Origin of the sequence: Rubripirellula obstinata (assembly GCF_001642955.1) — a bacterium.
GTDB lineage: Bacteria > Planctomycetota > Planctomycetia > Pirellulales > Pirellulaceae > Rubripirellula > Rubripirellula obstinata.
Genome location: NZ_LWSK01000025.1, coordinates 1 through 17,869 on the forward strand (window position 1 = coordinate 1; position 17,869 = coordinate 17,869).

The 17,869-nt window shown below is 54.4% G+C and carries 7 protein-coding genes; 2 read left to right on the plus strand and 5 right to left on the minus strand.

The window, feature by feature from the left end:
- The first annotated feature begins 264 nt into the window (after positions 1 to 264).
- Positions 265 to 666, plus strand: a complete 402-nt coding sequence (locus RC85_RS09080) for a PEGA domain-containing protein (RefSeq protein WP_068261466.1) — start codon at positions 265 to 267, stop codon at positions 664 to 666.
- Positions 667 to 700: 34 nt separating this feature from the next.
- Positions 701 to 3,091, plus strand: a complete 2,391-nt coding sequence (locus RC85_RS09085) for a glycosyltransferase family protein (RefSeq protein WP_068261469.1) — start codon at positions 701 to 703, stop codon at positions 3,089 to 3,091.
- A 207-nt stretch (positions 3,092 to 3,298) separates the two neighbouring features.
- Here the strand turns inward: RC85_RS09085 and cysK are convergent, their stop codons facing one another.
- From cysK to RC85_RS09115, 5 genes are all read right to left on the minus strand, one after another.
- A complete protein-coding gene (cysK, locus tag RC85_RS09090; RefSeq protein WP_068261472.1) occupies positions 3,299 to 4,240 on the minus strand; it encodes a cysteine synthase A in 942 nt (313 codons plus the stop codon).
- 122 nt (positions 4,241 to 4,362) lie between these two features.
- Positions 4,363 to 5,370 (minus strand): 2-oxoacid:ferredoxin oxidoreductase subunit beta, encoded by a 1,008-nt coding sequence (locus RC85_RS09095; protein WP_068261475.1) that lies wholly within the window; start codon positions 5,368 to 5,370, stop codon positions 4,363 to 4,365.
- Positions 5,371 to 5,509: 139 nt separating this feature from the next.
- A complete protein-coding gene (locus tag RC85_RS09100; protein ID WP_068261478.1) occupies positions 5,510 to 7,426 on the minus strand; it encodes a 2-oxoacid:acceptor oxidoreductase subunit alpha in 1,917 nt (638 codons plus the stop codon).
- Positions 7,427 to 7,746: 320 nt separating this feature from the next.
- Positions 7,747 to 16,350, minus strand: coding sequence for an Ig-like domain-containing protein (locus tag RC85_RS09110; RefSeq protein ID WP_068261485.1), 8,604 nt, complete (start codon positions 16,348 to 16,350; stop codon positions 7,747 to 7,749).
- A 323-nt stretch (positions 16,351 to 16,673) separates the two neighbouring features.
- On the minus strand, positions 16,674 to 17,786 hold the full coding sequence (locus RC85_RS09115; protein WP_068261488.1) for an HD domain-containing protein: 1,113 nt from the start codon (positions 17,784 to 17,786) through the stop codon (positions 16,674 to 16,676).
- Positions 17,787 to 17,869: the final 83 nt, after the last annotated feature.

Below are 17,869 nucleotides of genomic sequence, written 5' to 3' on the forward strand. Positions count from 1 at the left end.
GTAAATTGACCAGCAAATACCGCTTCCCAAGAATTTTCAATTTGCAATGTTCATTTTGCAATTTGCAATGTTCGACTGGTTCGCGAATAACATCACCCACCGCATTTTCATCAGCCCAGGCGATGCCTCGGAAAAAACGGGGTGGTCAGGTCCATCGAAAAGGTGTTACAGCTAACTTTCGTTCTGTCCAACCAAACTTTTCGCAGGTTTATTGTGTCGCGAAGCAATTCGAATCGTGCTGCTAGCCGAGTAATCATCGCTACGATGTTTGCTGGAATCGCTTTGTTGCCGATGGGCTGCGTGCGTCGTCGGATGACGGTTCGGACCAATCCGCCCGGGGCCACGGTTTCGGTGGACAACCAAGTGGTGGGCACCAGTCCCGCTGCGACCAGTTTCGTCTACTATGGGACGCGAGAGTTTCGTATCGAGAAAGACGGATACCGCACGGAAACGATTCGCAAGAAGATCAAGGCACCGTGGTACCAAATGCCCGGCATCGATTTTGTCGCCGAAACTCTGTGGCCTGGCGAGATTCGCGACGAGCGAATTATCGACGTGCAGCTTGTTCCTAAAACACTAGAGCCGACCGAGAATTTGATTGAACGCGCCGACAGCCTGCGAACTCAATCCCGCGTCGGAGTCGTCACCGCGCCACCTGTTCGGTAAATGCCTGCTAGGGAGATACCTGGCCGACGCATGCGTGTTGCCCATCTTGGTGCTGTTGTTGTTCAGTTCAGCGCTGCTGGGACGCGACCGGTTAGCGTTTCGCGACGTCAGCCATTTTTATACGCCGCTGTATCATTACGTTGCCGAGCGAACGTCGCAGCAATGGATTCCGGTTTGGAATGATCGCTGTCAAACCGGCATGCCGCTGCTTGGCGAAACCACCACCGCGGTCCTGTATCCGGCGCGATATGCGATCGGATGCTTGCCGGTGTCGGCCGAGTGCCAAATCGCTTGGTACGTCGCGTTGCATTTGATCTTGGCGTCACTGCTGGCTCGCGTTGCGGCAGCGAGGATGGGCTGTGGTCGTTGGGGAAGGATGGTCGTGGGTTTGACGTATCCGTTGTCGGGCAGCGTCTTTTTTCTGTACTGCAATCCGCCATTCTTGGTCGGCGCAGCCTGGTTGCCGCTGGTGATGTCGATGCTGATCACGTCAGGCAGCACGAGTGCCGGAAGACGGATCGCTGCTTCAGCCTTCGCGCTTTCCATGATGCTGCTTGCTGGCGATCCGCAAACGGCGCTGCATGTTGTGATGCTGTGCTGTTTCGTGATCGGTGTCCGATTCACACTCAACGGAATGCAGAAAGCCTTCCCAGTCTTTCACCTTTCCCGCTTGCGGGAGAGGTGGAAACCGCTTGACCATCTTGCAAGCGAGATCGGTATCCTGATTGCCGCTGCTGTACTTGCTGTCGCCATGACTGGCCCACAAATCGCCGCAAGCATTTCCTGGACAGCGCAAAGCGATCGAGCGTATTTTGGAATCAGTCAAAGCGAGGCGATGCAGTACAGCGTTGCACCTTGGCATTTTGCGGAACTGTTCACACCGAGTTTGTTCGGTAACCTGTTTCCGATAAATCAGCGAATCAGCGCGTTGATTCCGGGCGACGGTCAGATGTGGACTCCGACGCTTTTCATGGGTTTGTTGCCGGCGGTCATGTTATTGGACCGTCTCTTGCGTTGGCGGCGAACGCGGCACGATGTTTGGTTGGTGGTTGCGATGCTGGCCGCTGTTTTGGCGATGGGGCACTTCGGGGTTTCATCGTGGTTGCATGAATTCTTCCCCGGCTACAGCACGCTACGCTACCCGGCGAAGTGGTTGCCGTTCTTTGCGATTGGTGTGTCCATGGCGCTGGCCGGTTGGATGGATGACCGCTCGTTTTTGGATGCGCGAAGAGCATTTGTGTTGGCCGGAACAATTTTAGCGCTTGCGATCATTGCCGTTTACTGGCTGCCGCTAAAACCTGGATCGATTCCAACCGACGAGTTTTGGGGACCGCTCGATTTGGACGGCGCGAGACACTCGATCATGCTATCGCTGGTGTTTTCTCTCGCCAGTTTGCTGGTGTTCTTGATTGTGTTTTGGAAGTTCCGGTCTTCAAAGCCGAAATGGATCGCTGGATCGATCGTCGTTCTATTAATGATGGAACTTTCTTGGTCAGCGTCGAATCAGGTGCAGTTGGTTTCCGTTGATGGGGAACAGAAAGTCATGCAAGGATTAATGAACGACGACACAAAGAAGCCTGAACGTTTGTTGAGAATGCAGACTGATTCGGCGTGGCCGGAGGATTGGAAAACGTCCTCGAGCGATGACCGAATGCTTGAAGTCGAATCACACCAACGTGCCAGCCTGTTCGGACGCTGGCATTTGATGGGTGAGCATTCCGTTGTGAACAATTTTGTTTCCATCCGAAGTCGAAACCATGCGATGTTTTGGAGAGCGATCGCGAAGCTGGAACAGGACAAAGCAACAATCGATTGGAACGCGATTCAAAAATGGCTGGCGATCGATCAAGCGGTGATTCAATCGAAGGGGCAACTCTTTTGGCGTCCTACAGAGCCACGACCTGATGCGATCGAAGTGTTTTCAAGCTGGATTTGTCATCATCCCGATGAAATCGACGAAGCAGACTTTCGCGATCGAATCAAACAAATCGGCAGCGGCAAGCAATCGCCAGCTTGGTTGGCGGGAACGTGCGATCTAAAAATTAATCCGAAGATCGAAACGGTAGAGCAAGTCGCGGTTGTAAAGGATCAATCACCGGAAGGTATGCTGGTCGAAATTTCCAGCAATCAGCCGGTCTTGTTGGTGCGTCCGGTTTACCAAGACGGACACTGGATCGCTGAGCGGCGATCATTGGAAACAGCGAACGCAACTTGGCAAATGTCCGACGTCGGGCAAGTCGATTTCTTAAAGCAAGGCACCATCGTGCCGCCCGGCCGATGGGAAGTTCGCTTCGCCTATCGACCTTGGTGGTGGATGCCGTCGATTGGCCTAGCCGGGATTGGCTGGGCAATCGCGGCGAGTTTGATTTTCACTAAGGGACGAGCGGGGAATAAGCGTCGCCTTTCGCAGGGGACGTCGTCTTAATTACTGCCGGATTGGTGTCGTCACTCATCCCGAGGGAAGTCGAACGAATAGATGCAAATGTGTCGTTGTCAACTTCTAGCGACCCTTGAAAGTAGGCCGTAGCGAGCCATAGCGAGTTACGGCGGTGCGCAAATTGCCGTAACTCGCTATGGCTCGCTACGGCCTACATCACAGCATCACAACATCACAGCGGAGATAGCCTTGTGCTTACAGACCCAGGTCGCCGAAAAGTGGCGTGCTGAGGTAGCGTTCGCCGAGGCTGCACATGATCGTGACGATGCGTTTGCCTTTCATGTCGGGTCGGGCTGCCACTTGTGCGGACGCCCACATGTTGGCACCGCTGCTGATGCCGCCGACGATGCCTTCTTCTTTTGCCAGTCGTCGGCCCCATTCAAACGCGTCTTCGTCATCGACCTGGACGACTTCATCGACCAATGAGACATCCAAGTTCTTGGGAATGAACCCGGCACCGATGCCCTGGATGCGGTGTTTGCCAGGATCGCCACCGCTGATCACCGGTGAATGTTTAGGCTCGACCGCGAAGGCTTTGAAGTTCGGGTTCTTGGACTTTAGGAACTTTGCAACGCCGGTGATCGTTCCGCCCGTTCCAACGCCCGCGACGATGGCATCGATGTTGTGGCCGCTGTCTTCCCAGATTTCTGGGCCAGTGGTTGCTTCGTGAATGGCGGGGTTGGCCGGGTTTTCAAACTGCTGGGGCATAAACGAGTTCGGTGTGCTGTCCACCAATTCAGCGGCCCTGTTGATCGCTCCTTTCATTCCGTCGCCCGCCGGAGTCAGAACCAAGGTCGCGCCCATCGCTCGCAGAAGCGCCCGACGTTCGACCGACATTGATTCGGGCATGGTCAGGGTTAGCTTGTATCCCTTTGCCGCACAAACGAACGCCAGTGCAATGCCGGTGTTGCCGCTGGTGGGCTCGATCACGTGAGTTCCCTCGACGATTTTTCCGTCGCGTTCCCCCGCTTCGATCATCGCGGCACCGATACGATCCTTGACACTGTTTAGCGGCTGAAAAAATTCGCACTTGGCAAACACCGTCGCACCACCTGCGGGTACCAAACGGTTGATTTGGATCATGGGGGTGTCGCCAATTGCTTTGGTGACGTCGCTGAATGAGTTGCCTCGGGCCATAATCTTTTCTCTAGTTAGCGGTGGTGCGAAACAGGTAGGCCGTAGCGAGCGATAGCAAGTTACGGCATTCTCAACAATCAAAATGCCGTAACTTGCTATCGCTCGCTACGGCCTACGGTTGGCTAACCGACTACCCAGGTGTCGCCGCTGTTGAACAGGGCATCCAAGTCGCCTTCACCCTTTTGCTTTTTCGCAAGTTCGACTTGATCGTTGATTTGATCGTCGTACGTTGGGATGCCTTCGACGGCGCGTAAGACACCGATCGGTTCCGGCATGACTGGGTATGACATCCGAGCCAGCATCATGTGGATCGAAGGGTTAGGATCTTTTTCATCATGGATCAGTAGGTCGTCTTGAGGAACGTCGTCGGTATTGACGACTTCCAAATGGTTGCCGACCAAGCGAACGCCTTTCTTGCCACCGTCAAAGACCAACGGTTTTCCGTGCTGAAGCTCAACAACGTTTTGATCACGTTGCTTCTTTTCCTGAGCGTAAGCCATCGCGCCGTCATTGAACACGTTGCAGTTTTGATAAACCTCGACCAACGACGTGCCCTTGTGTTGGGCCGCACGTTTGAGCGTTTCGCCTAAGTGCTTGACGTGCGCGTCGATGCTGCGTGCGACGAAGGTTGCTTCGGCGGCAAGTGCGACCGATAGCGGGCTGAGCGGATGGTCAATCGATCCCATCGGCGTGCTTTTGGTGACGTGACCTTCCAGGCTGGTAGGGCTGTATTGGCCCTTGGTCAAACCGTAGATCCGGTTGTTGAACAGGACGATGTTGACGTCCAAGTTTCGACGCAGCGCGTGGATGAAGTGATTGCCACCGATCGACAGAGCATCCCCGTCACCGGTGATCACCCAGACCATCAAGTCGGGACGAGTCGATTTTAGGCCGGTCGCAAACGTTGGCGCACGACCGTGGATGCTGTGCATTCCGTAGGTGTTCATGTAGTACGGAAAACGACTGCTGCAGCCGATGCCGCTGACGAAGACAATCTTTTCACGCGGCACGCCCAAGTCGGGCAGTACCTTCTTCATTTGTGCGAGGATCGAATAATCACCGCAACCGGGGCACCAGCGGACGTCTTGGTCCGAGGCAAAATCGGCAGGCTTCAGTACGGGCAATGACATGAGTGAAGTTCGAAGTGTGAAGGGTGAAGTTTGAAATGTGGTGAAGGTTTTTTCGTAGCTGATCCCGCCAGGGTTCAGTTAAACCTGAGGTGTGTTGGGTCTGAATCGTGGCCGACCCAACTACGTTAATGCTTGATCTTTAACCGGCTTTCTTGCCAGCCTTTTTGCCAGCGCTGCTGGCGGGAAGATGCTCGCTGACTTGTTCCACCAATTCGGTAACCGAGAACGGTTTGCCTTGAACCTTGTTGATGCCGATGCAATCGACCAAGTGTTCGCTGCGGAGCAACATTCGTAGTTGGCCCATGTTCAATTCTGGAACGATCACTTTCTTAAACGAACGTAGCAACTCGCCGATGTTCGATGGCATCGGGAAGATGTACCGCAGATGAATGTGGCTGACCTTGTGTCCCTGTTTCTGCAACTGAGAAACCGCGGTGTGGCATGAACCGTAAGTGCCGCCCCAGGATACGACCAAAATGTCGCCCGAAGGTTCACCGAACACGTCCTGTTCAGGAACCCGTTCGGCAATCTTGGCAACCTTTGCGGCACGCGTGTCGGTCATGTGTTGGTGGTTGGCCGGATCGTAGCTAACGTTGCCGGTGACGTCTTCTTTTTCCAAACCACCGACGCGGTGCATCAAGCCTTCGGTGCCCGGGATCGCCCAGGGGCGGGCCAGGAATTCGTCGCGAGAATACGGCTTGTAGGCCTCGCTGCCGTCAGTTCCTTCGGGGTGCTGAATTTTGATTTCCGGCAGCTCGCTGACCTTCGGGATTTTCCAAGGTTCGCTGCCGTTAGCGATGTAACCGTCGGACAAGATGATGACGGGCACCATGCACTCGGTCGCAATCCGCCAGGCTTCGACCGCGATGTCAAAGCAATCGCCGGGCGAACGCGGAGCCAGAATCGGCAACGGTGCTTCGCCGTTGCGACCGTACATCGCTTGCAGCAAATCGCTCTGTTCCGTTTTGGTCGGCAAACCAGTGCTGGGACCGCCGCGTTGAACGTTGATCACGATCATGGGAATTTCCAGCATCATGCCCAAGCCCATCGCTTCGCCTTTAAGCGCGATGCCGGGGCCGCTGGATGCGGTGACCGCCATCGTTCCGCCGAATGCCGCGCCGATCGTGGAACAGATTGCTGAGATTTCATCTTCCGCTTGAAACGTCCGCACGCCAAAGTTTTTGTACTTGGTCAGTTCGTGCAAAATATCGCTGGCGGGCGTGATCGGATAAGTTCCGTAGAACATTTCCTTGCCGCTGCACTTTGATGCTGCGACCAATCCGAGTGCCAACGCCTGGTTGCCCATGATGTTGCGATACTTGCCCGGTTTCAATTCGGCCGCTTCGACCTGGTAGCTTTCGCCGAACGCTTCGGTGGTTTCACCAAACGCCCAGCCCGCTTTCAAGGCCGCCAAGTTGGCTGCCGCAACGTCTGGTTTTTTGCCGAACTTGTCTTCGATGAATCGCTCGGTCGGTTCAAGCGAACGACCAAACAACCAGTACACCATTCCCATCGCAAAGAAGTTTTTGCAGCGATCGGCAATCTTGTTTCCAAGCCCGAATTCGGACACGGCGTCGCGGGTCAACTTGGTCATCGAAACCTTGATCACGCGATAGGTTTCTTCGATCACGCTGGCTTCCAGCGGGTTGGCTTCGACCTTGGCCAGTTTGAATTCTTTTTCGACAAATCCGTCTTCGTTGGCGATCAGGATGCCGCCTTTCCGCAGGTCACCCAGGTTGGTCACCATCGCGGCGGGGTTCATTACCACCAACGCGTCGAGCGTATCGCCGGGCGTAAAGATTTCTTCGCTGGCGAATTGGACCTGGAATCCGGAAACACCGGCCCGAGTTCCACGCGGGGCGCGGATTTCGGCGGGGAAGTCGGGGAAGGTTGCGACATCGTTTCCAGCAAGCGCACTGGTGTTGGTCAACTGTGTGCCCAGCAATTGCATGCCGTCGCCCGAATCACCGCACAAGCGAACGGTGATGCCGGAAACTGTCTGAACGGACTTTGATGATGCCACGGAGGAGGAGACAGCAGGGTCGGATTGGGCCATGAGTATTTTTAAACGCGAGTTATTGTGAACGTTGAGCTATCCAGAACATCAGTTCAAAGGAAGGAGGCGGGACAGACTTTACCGGTTGTATCGATCAATCGGCCGGCCAAGGTTACCGAAATTCTATGAATTTGAGTGGATTTGGTAACTGCCCGTGCTGATCAGTAGAGCGAGAATTCATCAGAAAACCGCCCACAACCGCTTCAAATCCGCTAGGAACACTCAAATTGCCGCCCAAAACGCCCATGACGTCTCGATCGCCACCAATCTGGGGCGAATCAAGAATCGTGGGCAAATCGGGAATCTTTCAAGAACCGGATTTAGACCAGACTCGCAATCGCCAAATCGGTCAAAGCCTCGATGTCTTCCACCTCTGAATCGTTTCTGGTGGAATCGTTCGCAAGCAGGCTCACGATCCCTTCATCGGTAGGATGATCGCTTGGCAAGTCGTCATCAGCCAACTTGGATCGGGAAACCGTCGTTTGAGGCGAAACAGAATCCGCAACCGTCTCGGTCTTTTCGTCGTCAACAGACTCGATCGAATTCGGCGCAATCACTACCGCGGCAGACGCGGCAACCGACTCGCTCTCGAACCTCGGATCGTTTCCTTCGATTTCACCGATCACCAAAAACGCATCCAGGCTCGAGATCGTTTGGTTGTCGTTGACGTCAAAGAAGTTGGGGCCGCGTTCAGCCGGGTCCACCGGAATTTCAGTCGATCCAGACAGTTGAATGCGGTTCAGAATCAACAACGCATCCAGCGCCGTGACCTCGCCCGATGCGTTAACGTCGAAGCGGTTTCTTGGATTGTTCAGACCGCTGGCGACCAGATTCATGTTCACCGTGACCGGAGCGCTAACGTTGCCATCGGTGTCAGTGATCGTGTACGTGAAACTGTCCGGGCCAACGTATCCGTCGGACGGCACATAAGTGATCGTGCCATCGGCTTCGATCGTTGTCGTGCCGTTGGTTGGCTCTTCGACAATCGTCAATGTGGCTAGGTCCAACTGACCCGAAACGGCAACGTCATTGCTCAGCACATCGATGTTGATGTCGTCTGCTGCTACGCCTCCGCCAAAATCATCGCCGACAACCGGCGACACATCGGGAACGATCTGTACGGTCGCGGGCAGGCTCGTTGCACCGGCGTCATCCGAAATCGTGTACTCAAACGAATCGGAACCAAGGAACGAGTCCAACGGAGTGAAAATCAGTTCAAGCTGACCGGATTGGTTCGTCTGCTGAGTGATCGTTCCAAAGTCGGGTGCATCGGTGATGGCAAATGAGCTTGCATCGAGCGTCCCATCGGAATCTTCGTCATTCAACAGTGGCAAGATGGACGTTGAGTTCGTGTTCCTTCTGGAAATCACAGTATCGTTTCGTGCGATTGGAATGCTGTTAACATCGGCAACATTAACGGTAAACGTCTCGCTGGTGGTTTGGTTGTCCAGCGTGGTTTCCAGGTCGCCATCTTCGCCACCGTCTTCGACCGTCACCGTAATTGTCGCCGAACCGATTTGATCAGCAACCGGCGTCAGGAAAAGCTGGCCCTGCGCAGCGGGACTGACGTACGAAACGATCGGGTCGGCGATCAGCGTCGTGTCGGAACTGACCGCAGTGACACGAATGTCTTGCGATTCGTTGACGCCTGATGAAATGCCGTTCAGGTCGATGGTGACTTCGGCGGAATTCTCGTTGATGACGAAATCATCGATCGGTGAAATCGTTGGGGGATCATCGATCGGCAAAACCTCAATCACAAACGTTCGGTCAAACGAAGCATTGTCATCCGCAGTTGATAAGTCATTGTCATCGCCTGAATCAGTCAGCGTCACGGTGATCGTTGCCGAACCAAACTGGTTGGGCAGCGGCACAAAGCTTAACGTTCCTGTGCTGCCGATGCCGTCATAGCTAATCGTGGGATCGGCAATCAGGGTTGGGTTGTCGCTTTGCGCTGAAATGAACATTTCCTGAACTTCGTTTGCACCTGCGTCAATCGCGGTCAAGGAAACGACCTGAGCCGGACCGCCTTCGTTGAGTCTGCGGGCGAACAGGGGTGCGAATGACGGCGATGCGTTGACTGATTGAACCGTGACATCAAACGTCTTCACAATCGAAGCGTTATCGCTAGCGGTCGCCAAGTTATTATCCGGTCCGCCATCGGTCAGCGTGACGGTAATCGTCGCCGAGCCAAACTGGTTTGGTTCCGGCGTGAATCGCAGCGTGGCTTCGGTATCGCCTTGCGCGTATGTCACGGTTGGATCTTCTATTAACGTCGGGTTATTGCTGGTCGCCGTGATTCGCAGAACCTGCGTTTCGATTCCACCGCCACCAGAATTGATTCCGTCCAGGACAACGGTTTGCTCGCCACTGCCTTCATCAATCACCGCGTCCGCGATGTCGTTGATTTCCGGCTGATCATTGGTCGCAGTGACCAGGATCGACGCGGAACCAAGGACACTTTCAGGCGGCGTCACAATGTCGGGACCGCCGATAGGACTGATCGCTAAGCCGTCGTCCTGCAACGTGAATTGGAAGGTGTCCAGAACGGGATCGATTGATTCGCTATCTGATTCAGCCGAATTGAATTCGGTCGAATTGAATTCGGCGGCGGGCGTGTAAACCAGATCAATCAGAAATCCTTCCGAATCAAAACGAACGCTGTCAATCTGGCCGTGCGTTGTCACCAGCGAACCAGAATCGGCGTTTGCGAATGTCACGGAACCGGAATCAGTTTCAATCGACGTAATCCTGAACAACTGATTCGATTCATCTTGCGGCGACAGAGCCAGCGGATCGGCGTCGCCGACGGAATCGGCAACCAATTCAGCCGCAGAGATCGTCAGCGATAAATCTTCGCCAGTTTCAAACGACTTGTCGGTCGTGTCGGGAACATCGTTCTGAGGCGTAAGCGTGACAACGAAAGTTCGCGACGATGATACATTGTCGTCGGTCGTATCGAAATCATTGTCCAGGCCTGCGTCTTCGATCGCGACGGTCACCGTCGATGTGCCGTAACGGTCAGCAACGGGCGTAAAGTCGATGGTTCCAACAGCATCACCCAACGTGTAGGTCACGATTGGATCTGCGAACAGAGTCGCGTCACTGCTGGTCGCGGTGATGCGCAAATCTTGTTGCTCACCACCACCGGCGGCGATTCCCGAAAGCACAATCGTTTGTTGCGGACTGTCTTCTTGGATTTCCAGATCAGCAATTTCAGTCAGCGTGGGCTCGTCATTGATTGGCGTGACCAGAATGCTCGCGACTTCACTTGCCAACTGTGGCGCTAGTTGCAAATCAGGGCCATCAATTGCGGGAATCACCAACCCGTCATCCGCGACCGTGAATCCAAACGAATCCAAGACAGTATTCCCGTCCAGATCTTCAGAAACAAAATCGGTGCCGGGTGTGTAAACCAAATCGATCAGCCGATCGTTTGCGTCGAACGAAATGGCATCAATTTTCCCATGCGTCGTGTCAACGGGGAACACGGTGGAAGCAACGTTTGCTGCGGTCAAGGGAATCACACCGGCATCAATTGCAACAATTCCCAGCGTTTGATTTGACTCGTCTTGCGGCGCGGCGGCAGATGGAACCGCGTCAGCGATCGAGCCTGCCAATAATGCTTCGGCAGTGATCGTCAACGAAGTTTCTTCGCTGGTCGTGAATGATTTCGCAGTCGCCGACGGAACGTCATTCACCGGTTCAATGATGACGTCAAACGTTCGCGATACTGACGAATTGTCAGCAACGGTGCTGAGGATTCTGTCCAGCCCCGCATCCTCCACCGTGACCGTGATCGTCCCGGTTCCGTATCGGTCGGCAAGCGGAGTGAACGTGATCGAGCCAACCGAACTGCCATTTGCAAAGCTGACTGATGGGTTTCCAAACAGCGTCGTGTCACTGCTGGTCGCGGTCACTCGCAATTGCTGGGCTTCTGTGCCGCCGGCGGAAATCCCAGTCAAGCCAACGGTCTGTGTTCCGGAATCTTCGACGGTGAACTGATCCAAAATCAGGGCCAAGGTCGGTTGATCATTGATCGCCGCAACGAAAAGACTGGCCGTTGCATTAGTGCTGGTCGGTAACGCGCGGATATCGGGTCCGCCGTCGGCGTCGATCAACCGTCCGTCATCGATGACGGTGAATCCAAACGAATCAAGAGTTTGAGTGGAACCAGCGGCGGGGTCTACCGAATTGAAATTCGTGTTGGGCAAGTAAACCAGGTCAATCAAATGACCGTTGGCGTCAAAGTTGACTTCGGTAATCTGACCATGATCGGTTGCAAAAGGTGCCTCCGGTGCATTGTCACGGTTTACCAACAATCCATCCGCATTGATGGCAGTGATCAGGAACAATTGATTCGACTCATCCTGCGGCGCGGCAGCCTGCGGATCGGCATCACCCAACGAGCCTGCGATCAGTTCGCTGGCTGAAATTCTTAGCGGTGTTTCTTCGTCGGTTGAAAACGACTTGTCGGTGGTTGAAAGCGTGTCGTTGACCGGGTTGATCGTGACGACGAACGTTTTTGTCACCGAAAGATTGTCGTCCAACGTCGCAAAATTGTTGTCTGGCCCGGACTTTTCAACCGTGACTGAAACAGTCGCACTTCCGTAGCGGTCTGCGACGGGGGCGATGACAAGCGATCCTGTCGAATCGGCTGACGCGTAGGTCACGGCTGGATTTGCAAACAGAGTCGGATCGCTGGTTGTTGCCGAGACGCGAATCAGCTCGTTTTCGCCGTTGCCCGCGTTGATCCCAGTCAAGGCGACCGTTCGGTTTACGGCATCTAGCTCGTCTTCATCGAATGAAAAACCGGCGATGTCACCTAATTCAGGAGGCGTCGCAACGTCGTCGTCTTCGATCGTTAGCGTTGCTGTCGCGGTCGGTCCCGGATCGGCATTGATGACCGAATCGATTGCGACAATCAGCGTTTCGTCCGACTCATTGATCGCATCGTCTACCGCAATGACGGTCGCCAAAGCGGTAACCTGTCCGGCAAGAAACGTGACGGTCGGTGGGACGCCGGTGTAATCAACATCGCCACCAGTCGCGGTGCCGAAAGTATTCAGCGTGACCGTGATCTCTTGGCTCGAAGGGGCAGACAACGTTAGCTGCAAGTCAACTTGGCCGCCAGTTTCTGGAATGACCAGCGAATCGAACGACAAGGAAACGGTCGGGGCAAGGTCATCGTCAATGATGGTGGTGGTCGCAACGTGGTCCGTCGCAACAACGGGAACCGGATCCGCATTGACGGTGTCAATGACGCTCATCACGACGGTTTCATCGACTTCGTCCAGCGAATCTTCTTCTGCATCGATCGTTAATATCCCGGAAAGACTGCCCGCCGGAATCGTGATTTCCAAGGTGGCTGGTGCGGCGTAATCGTCGACCAAAGTCGCGGTGCTGGACACGTCGATTTCCAACGTCACCGACACGTCTTTTTCTGAAAGGGCGCTCAGTGTTGCCGTGTAGGTTCCAATGCCAGCCGATTCGTCAATCGTTTCCGTTGCGGTTAGCAGCACGGTCGGTGCTGCGTCGTCATCGATGATCGTGTAATCAACTTGGTTGCCGGCCGTCGGCGTGGCAAAGGTTGCACTGTCGATCGTCAGCGTCAACGATTCATCAAACTCATCAATCGAATCGTCGATGACGTTGATCGTTTTTTCGGCGAACAACATGCCTGCGGGGATCACGATTTCGAGCATTTGCGAGGAAATCGGATCGGCGGACAATGCGTAGTCTGTATTCAGAACCGCATCGCCACCCGAAAGCAGCGTTACCGTCACGTCATGGCTGGTCACCTGCGACAATTCAGCTCGAACGGTCGTGGTACCTGCGGCGACATCCGGATCCGGTTCGCTGATCGTGTCGGAGGCGGCCGCTAGGACCAAAGTCACATTCGGTGGCAGATCGTTTGGATCATCGGTGATCGTTACGGTGACCTGTTGTTCGCCAAGTTCAACCACTGGATTGGTGATCGCGACACCTGAATCATCCAACGCGGGGATGAAGATGGAATCGATATCAACGATGATGGTTTCGTCATCTTCGTCGAGGTCATCGTTGCGTGACAAAAGAGTGAATGTCCCCGAAGTCGTTCCGGCGGGAATGACGACAGAAACGTCGGCGGTGGTTTGGTAATCGGGCGAATTGGTTGCGGAGGCGATCAGCGTGGCGGTTCCCGAATACGTCAGATTAATCGTGGTTTCATAATTGACGGCACGCGAAAGATTTGCCGTCACGATCGCTTGCGAAACGCCGTCTTCGGGAATGATTGTCTGGTCAACCGAAAGCGTGACGCTGGGTTCTAGAAAGCTGCTGGCGTCTGCCAGTTTCCAAGCACCGCGACCAAGCGTTCCCAGAACAAGAACATCGTCAGCCAAGTCATAGTCCATGTCGAACACAGGCACGTTGGGCAGGTTGCTGCCTAATTGGAACCATGTTCCCACGGCATCCATCGTCATCGCATAGACGCCCGTATTGGTTCCCAACACGACGGCTTCGATCAAGGTCGTGCCCACGGTTTGCGATACGTATTCCAACGATCGAAATACCGAAGCACCAATCGACGAAAGATTGCCCGTGATCATGTCCCAAGTATCACCCGCGTCGGTCGTTCGGACGACGGTGTTGGAATCGATCGCGATCGCCTCGAACCATTCGTTGGGATTCATTCGCACGTCGCGAATCGGTCCACCACCAAGGTTGATATTCGTCACATACGTCCCGGCTGCCTCGGTTCTCACGTGAACATTTCCCAACGTATCACCCGCGTAGATCACTGACGGATTGTCATTATTGACTTCGGACCGGCCGCCATAGGCCAGCGGGTTCGCGACACTGCCGGGGACCGAAAACGTTGATGTCTGAACCGCAGAATCACCCTGGGTTGATGATTCGTAAACACCATTACTTCCGCCAACCAGCAAGCGAGTCGGGTCCACGGCGTTAAGAACCACCGAGGTATCAAAGGTCGCCTCAAACGGTTCACCCTCGGTAACGATCAAACGACGCGCCGTTGAACTGATTCGATTGTTGTCAGCGTCCCAAACGGTTGACTGAAAACCGCCAAGGTTTTGAAAACTGCTGTAACGAATCGATTGATTTTGGTCAGCCAGCGTGATGTTATCAACCACCACGTCGCCTCCGTCACCGCCGGACAGAAGACTCCATTCCAAGCTGCCTTCGCTGAGTTGAAATTGTGTCCCGTTATCCTGACTGCCTGCCAAAATCACGTTGGAGTTTGTGTCGTAAACAACATCGTGATACTCAAAAACACTGATCGAACCGTTGATCGATACCCACGTGCCGGTGTTGTCTTGCGGGCTTGATAGACGAAAGACGCCACCATCGTTTACCTCCAACAAGTTACCGTTGGCGTCGAACGCAATGTCACGCGAATCGGCATGCGGCGCGCTGCCATTGGCGGTTCCGCCGTTGGGATCAAAAGCGTTGGAATCGTCGGTCAAGTGATCCCATTGCGGTGAAGGCGTCACCAACGGATTTCGCCGGATTTTGATGTCGCCACGGAAGATCGAAGCTGAAAAGTCGGTCGCGCCAATCGCATTGGGGAAAGGGGCTTCTTGCCGATCACCACCGATGTAGACAATGTCCTCGTCGTTGGGATCGATGCCGATCGAAAAGTGAATTCGACCTTGGCCGCCGGGGATCGATGTGTCTTTGAACGTGGGGCTTGGGTTTGTGATGGGCGTAATCTGTCCGGAATTTGCAACGTACTCGCCCGCTGCGGTGCCATCGGAAAGATCGAGGCTTAACGTATCGTCGTCGATGACGGTGACGGTCCATTGCCCGTTGGCAAGGTCAGTCGCTCGCACTCCGTTGACCAACACCAAGTCTCCGTCGGCCAGCCCGTGTCCATCCGCCGTGATTTCGATCGGAGCTGTGTTGGTTGCACCGGTGATGGGAATCGAAGGCGCGATGGGCAAAATGGGAACATCCATTTCAACCCAGGTCGGTGTCGCCGTGTCACCGGAATTGGTGTGGAACAGGCCCGCCGGTTGGCCGCCTTGGACAATCCCAACAAACAAACGCCCGCTCTCTGGATGAACGACTATCTCGGTGTTGACGATATCGCCGCCATCGAGAAGTTCCTGAAGTTCGGGACTGGACTGCGAAATGTTTTCCCAAGTCAAACCGAAATCATCCGACCGAAAGATGCCGGTGGAACTGGATGTGTACAACCGATCGTGGGTGCTTAGGTCAGCGAAAAGATCGTTGAAACCGAAACCATCCAAACCGGTCGTGATGAGATCGAAATTGGCTCCACCATCGGTGCTGCGATAGATCCCATCGTTGTCACCCGAGATCACAATCGTGCTGGCAAACTCTTTCGACGCGATTCCAGAAATTCGAACGCCACTGATTCCGTTGCTTCCGGGATCAACCCAAGTGTCGCCACCATCCTGACTGACGTAAACGTTTCCGATCGAACCGCCTTCGCCACCAAAGCTGCTGAAATTTCCTGTCCCGGCAACCAAAGTTTGAAACGGAAGTCCGGCTGGATTAGGGAAGAACGAATCGTCTGTATCGAACTCCACCGCACCGATCGTTAGCGATGGCAAGTCCTCGGTCTTGGCAACCCAAGTTGGGTTTGGATCATTCGCATTATCGGTTCGCCAAATCCCGCCGTTGATGCTGCCCACGAACACGACATCCGCGTTGGTCGGGTGAGCCAGCACGGATTCGATTGCACCGTTGACCCGATTGTTGGGTTCGATGTTGGTGACCTGACCGTTGCTGGTTGGCGAGCCGCCCTGTTCGACAAAAATTCCCAATTCGGGCGTAGGAGGAATGAAGGCTAACAGGCGTCGTTCTTCTAGGTTCTCAAAATTGAATTGACGAGTCCGTTGTCGTCGGCGGCTGCGTGATTCTTCTGCACGAACTCGACGTTTTGAGATTGCCATGTGACTGATCTGCTTTGAGAGGATTAGGAATAAAAACGGCTTCTAAAATGAACGAGCGCCCGAGACTATTGCCACTGTGACTATTGCCACTGTGACCATCACGGCCGATCCTTAGGATGGGCGGTCTGGGGGCGTTGGTATGGCAGCGGAGTATAGCGGACTTCAGGCACCGCAATTGGTCATGACCACGCTGCACGGGCGATTCTTGGGCTAGAAAGCCGAAATCGTTTCCTGGGCCTCTTCTTTCGGAGTTCAATCATGGGGAAAAGGTTGATCAGAAAGGTTGATCAGAAAGGTTGATCAGAGAAAAAGCCGTCGCGTTGCTACCCGAACATGTCTTCGATGTTCTCGATGTAGTCCAACGCCTCTTCCAATTCGGGTGCCTCCGCACCGGCGACCCGGCCACCTCGGTCGCACTCGCCCAGTTCGATTAGGTCTTCGTACCACGGACTTTCGGCGAGTCGTCGCTTTGCCCTGGCACCGATCGTGCCATCGGCGATCGCGTGAGTGTCCATGTGATGTTCGATCAACCACATCGTTCGCTCGCTGACGAATCCTTCCAATGCTTCCATCCCAGCGGCGACGTGGTCACGCCGATCGATCGCTTTGCCGACGTCGTGCAACAAAGCTGCCAGCAGGAATTCTTCGTCGTACGGTTTGCAATCCCTGGCCAAGTCAAAGACTTGCAAACTGTGATAGAGCGCGTCGCCTTCGGGGTGATACTTCAAGTTTTGATGGACCGATTCCAGCGGCACCAACAACGATTGAAACACGGTGATGCGATCGGGTGTCAGCGTAAGCTCGTTCACTTTCGCCTCGATCGTTTCGGGTGTCACTTCGTGTTCAAGTGCGATCAATCGGTTCAGTTCGTTCAGCCCAGCGCTTTCGATCGGCTTGTTGGTGATCGAACTGCGAAATCGGTATCCCAACTGAGACGGATGATAAACGGTTAGCTCGATCTCGAATTCATCGCGGACATGAATGTGCGTGAAGACTCGCTGCTGTCCGTCTTTGACAATCTGTTTCCGTTCCAACTGATAGAACAGATTTAGATCTTCCAATTCTGTGGTGATTGAATGTGGATTGGCGGCGAAGACATGGATATCGATGTCGGATCCGTTGCGAATCGAACCGGTCAGCACACTGCCGATTAGTTTTGGATGGAAGCCCGCCAGTTTTTCCAGCCACCAAGCCGCTCGCACTCGCATTTGCAACAACCGCTGTTGATGCCGATCGGGGCCTTCGTGCATTCGAGCCAGCACTTGAACTTGGTCGCGAATTTCAGCGTTCGATGGCAGATCGGCTGGCTTGATCCAACCTTTGTACAAACGCGAGGCGGCTTTTTGCTTTGCCGCGTAGTACTCCGCGACGTCGCGCGAGTACATCAGACGTGCCGCCTCAAAAGCAATTTGACGGCGTAGTTTCGACGGGGTCATGCAGTGGGCTAGACGATGCTAAGCCCTGATAGAACGAGTGGGGAATCTTCACAGAATCGTTTAACCGCGTTGGGCATCGCCCC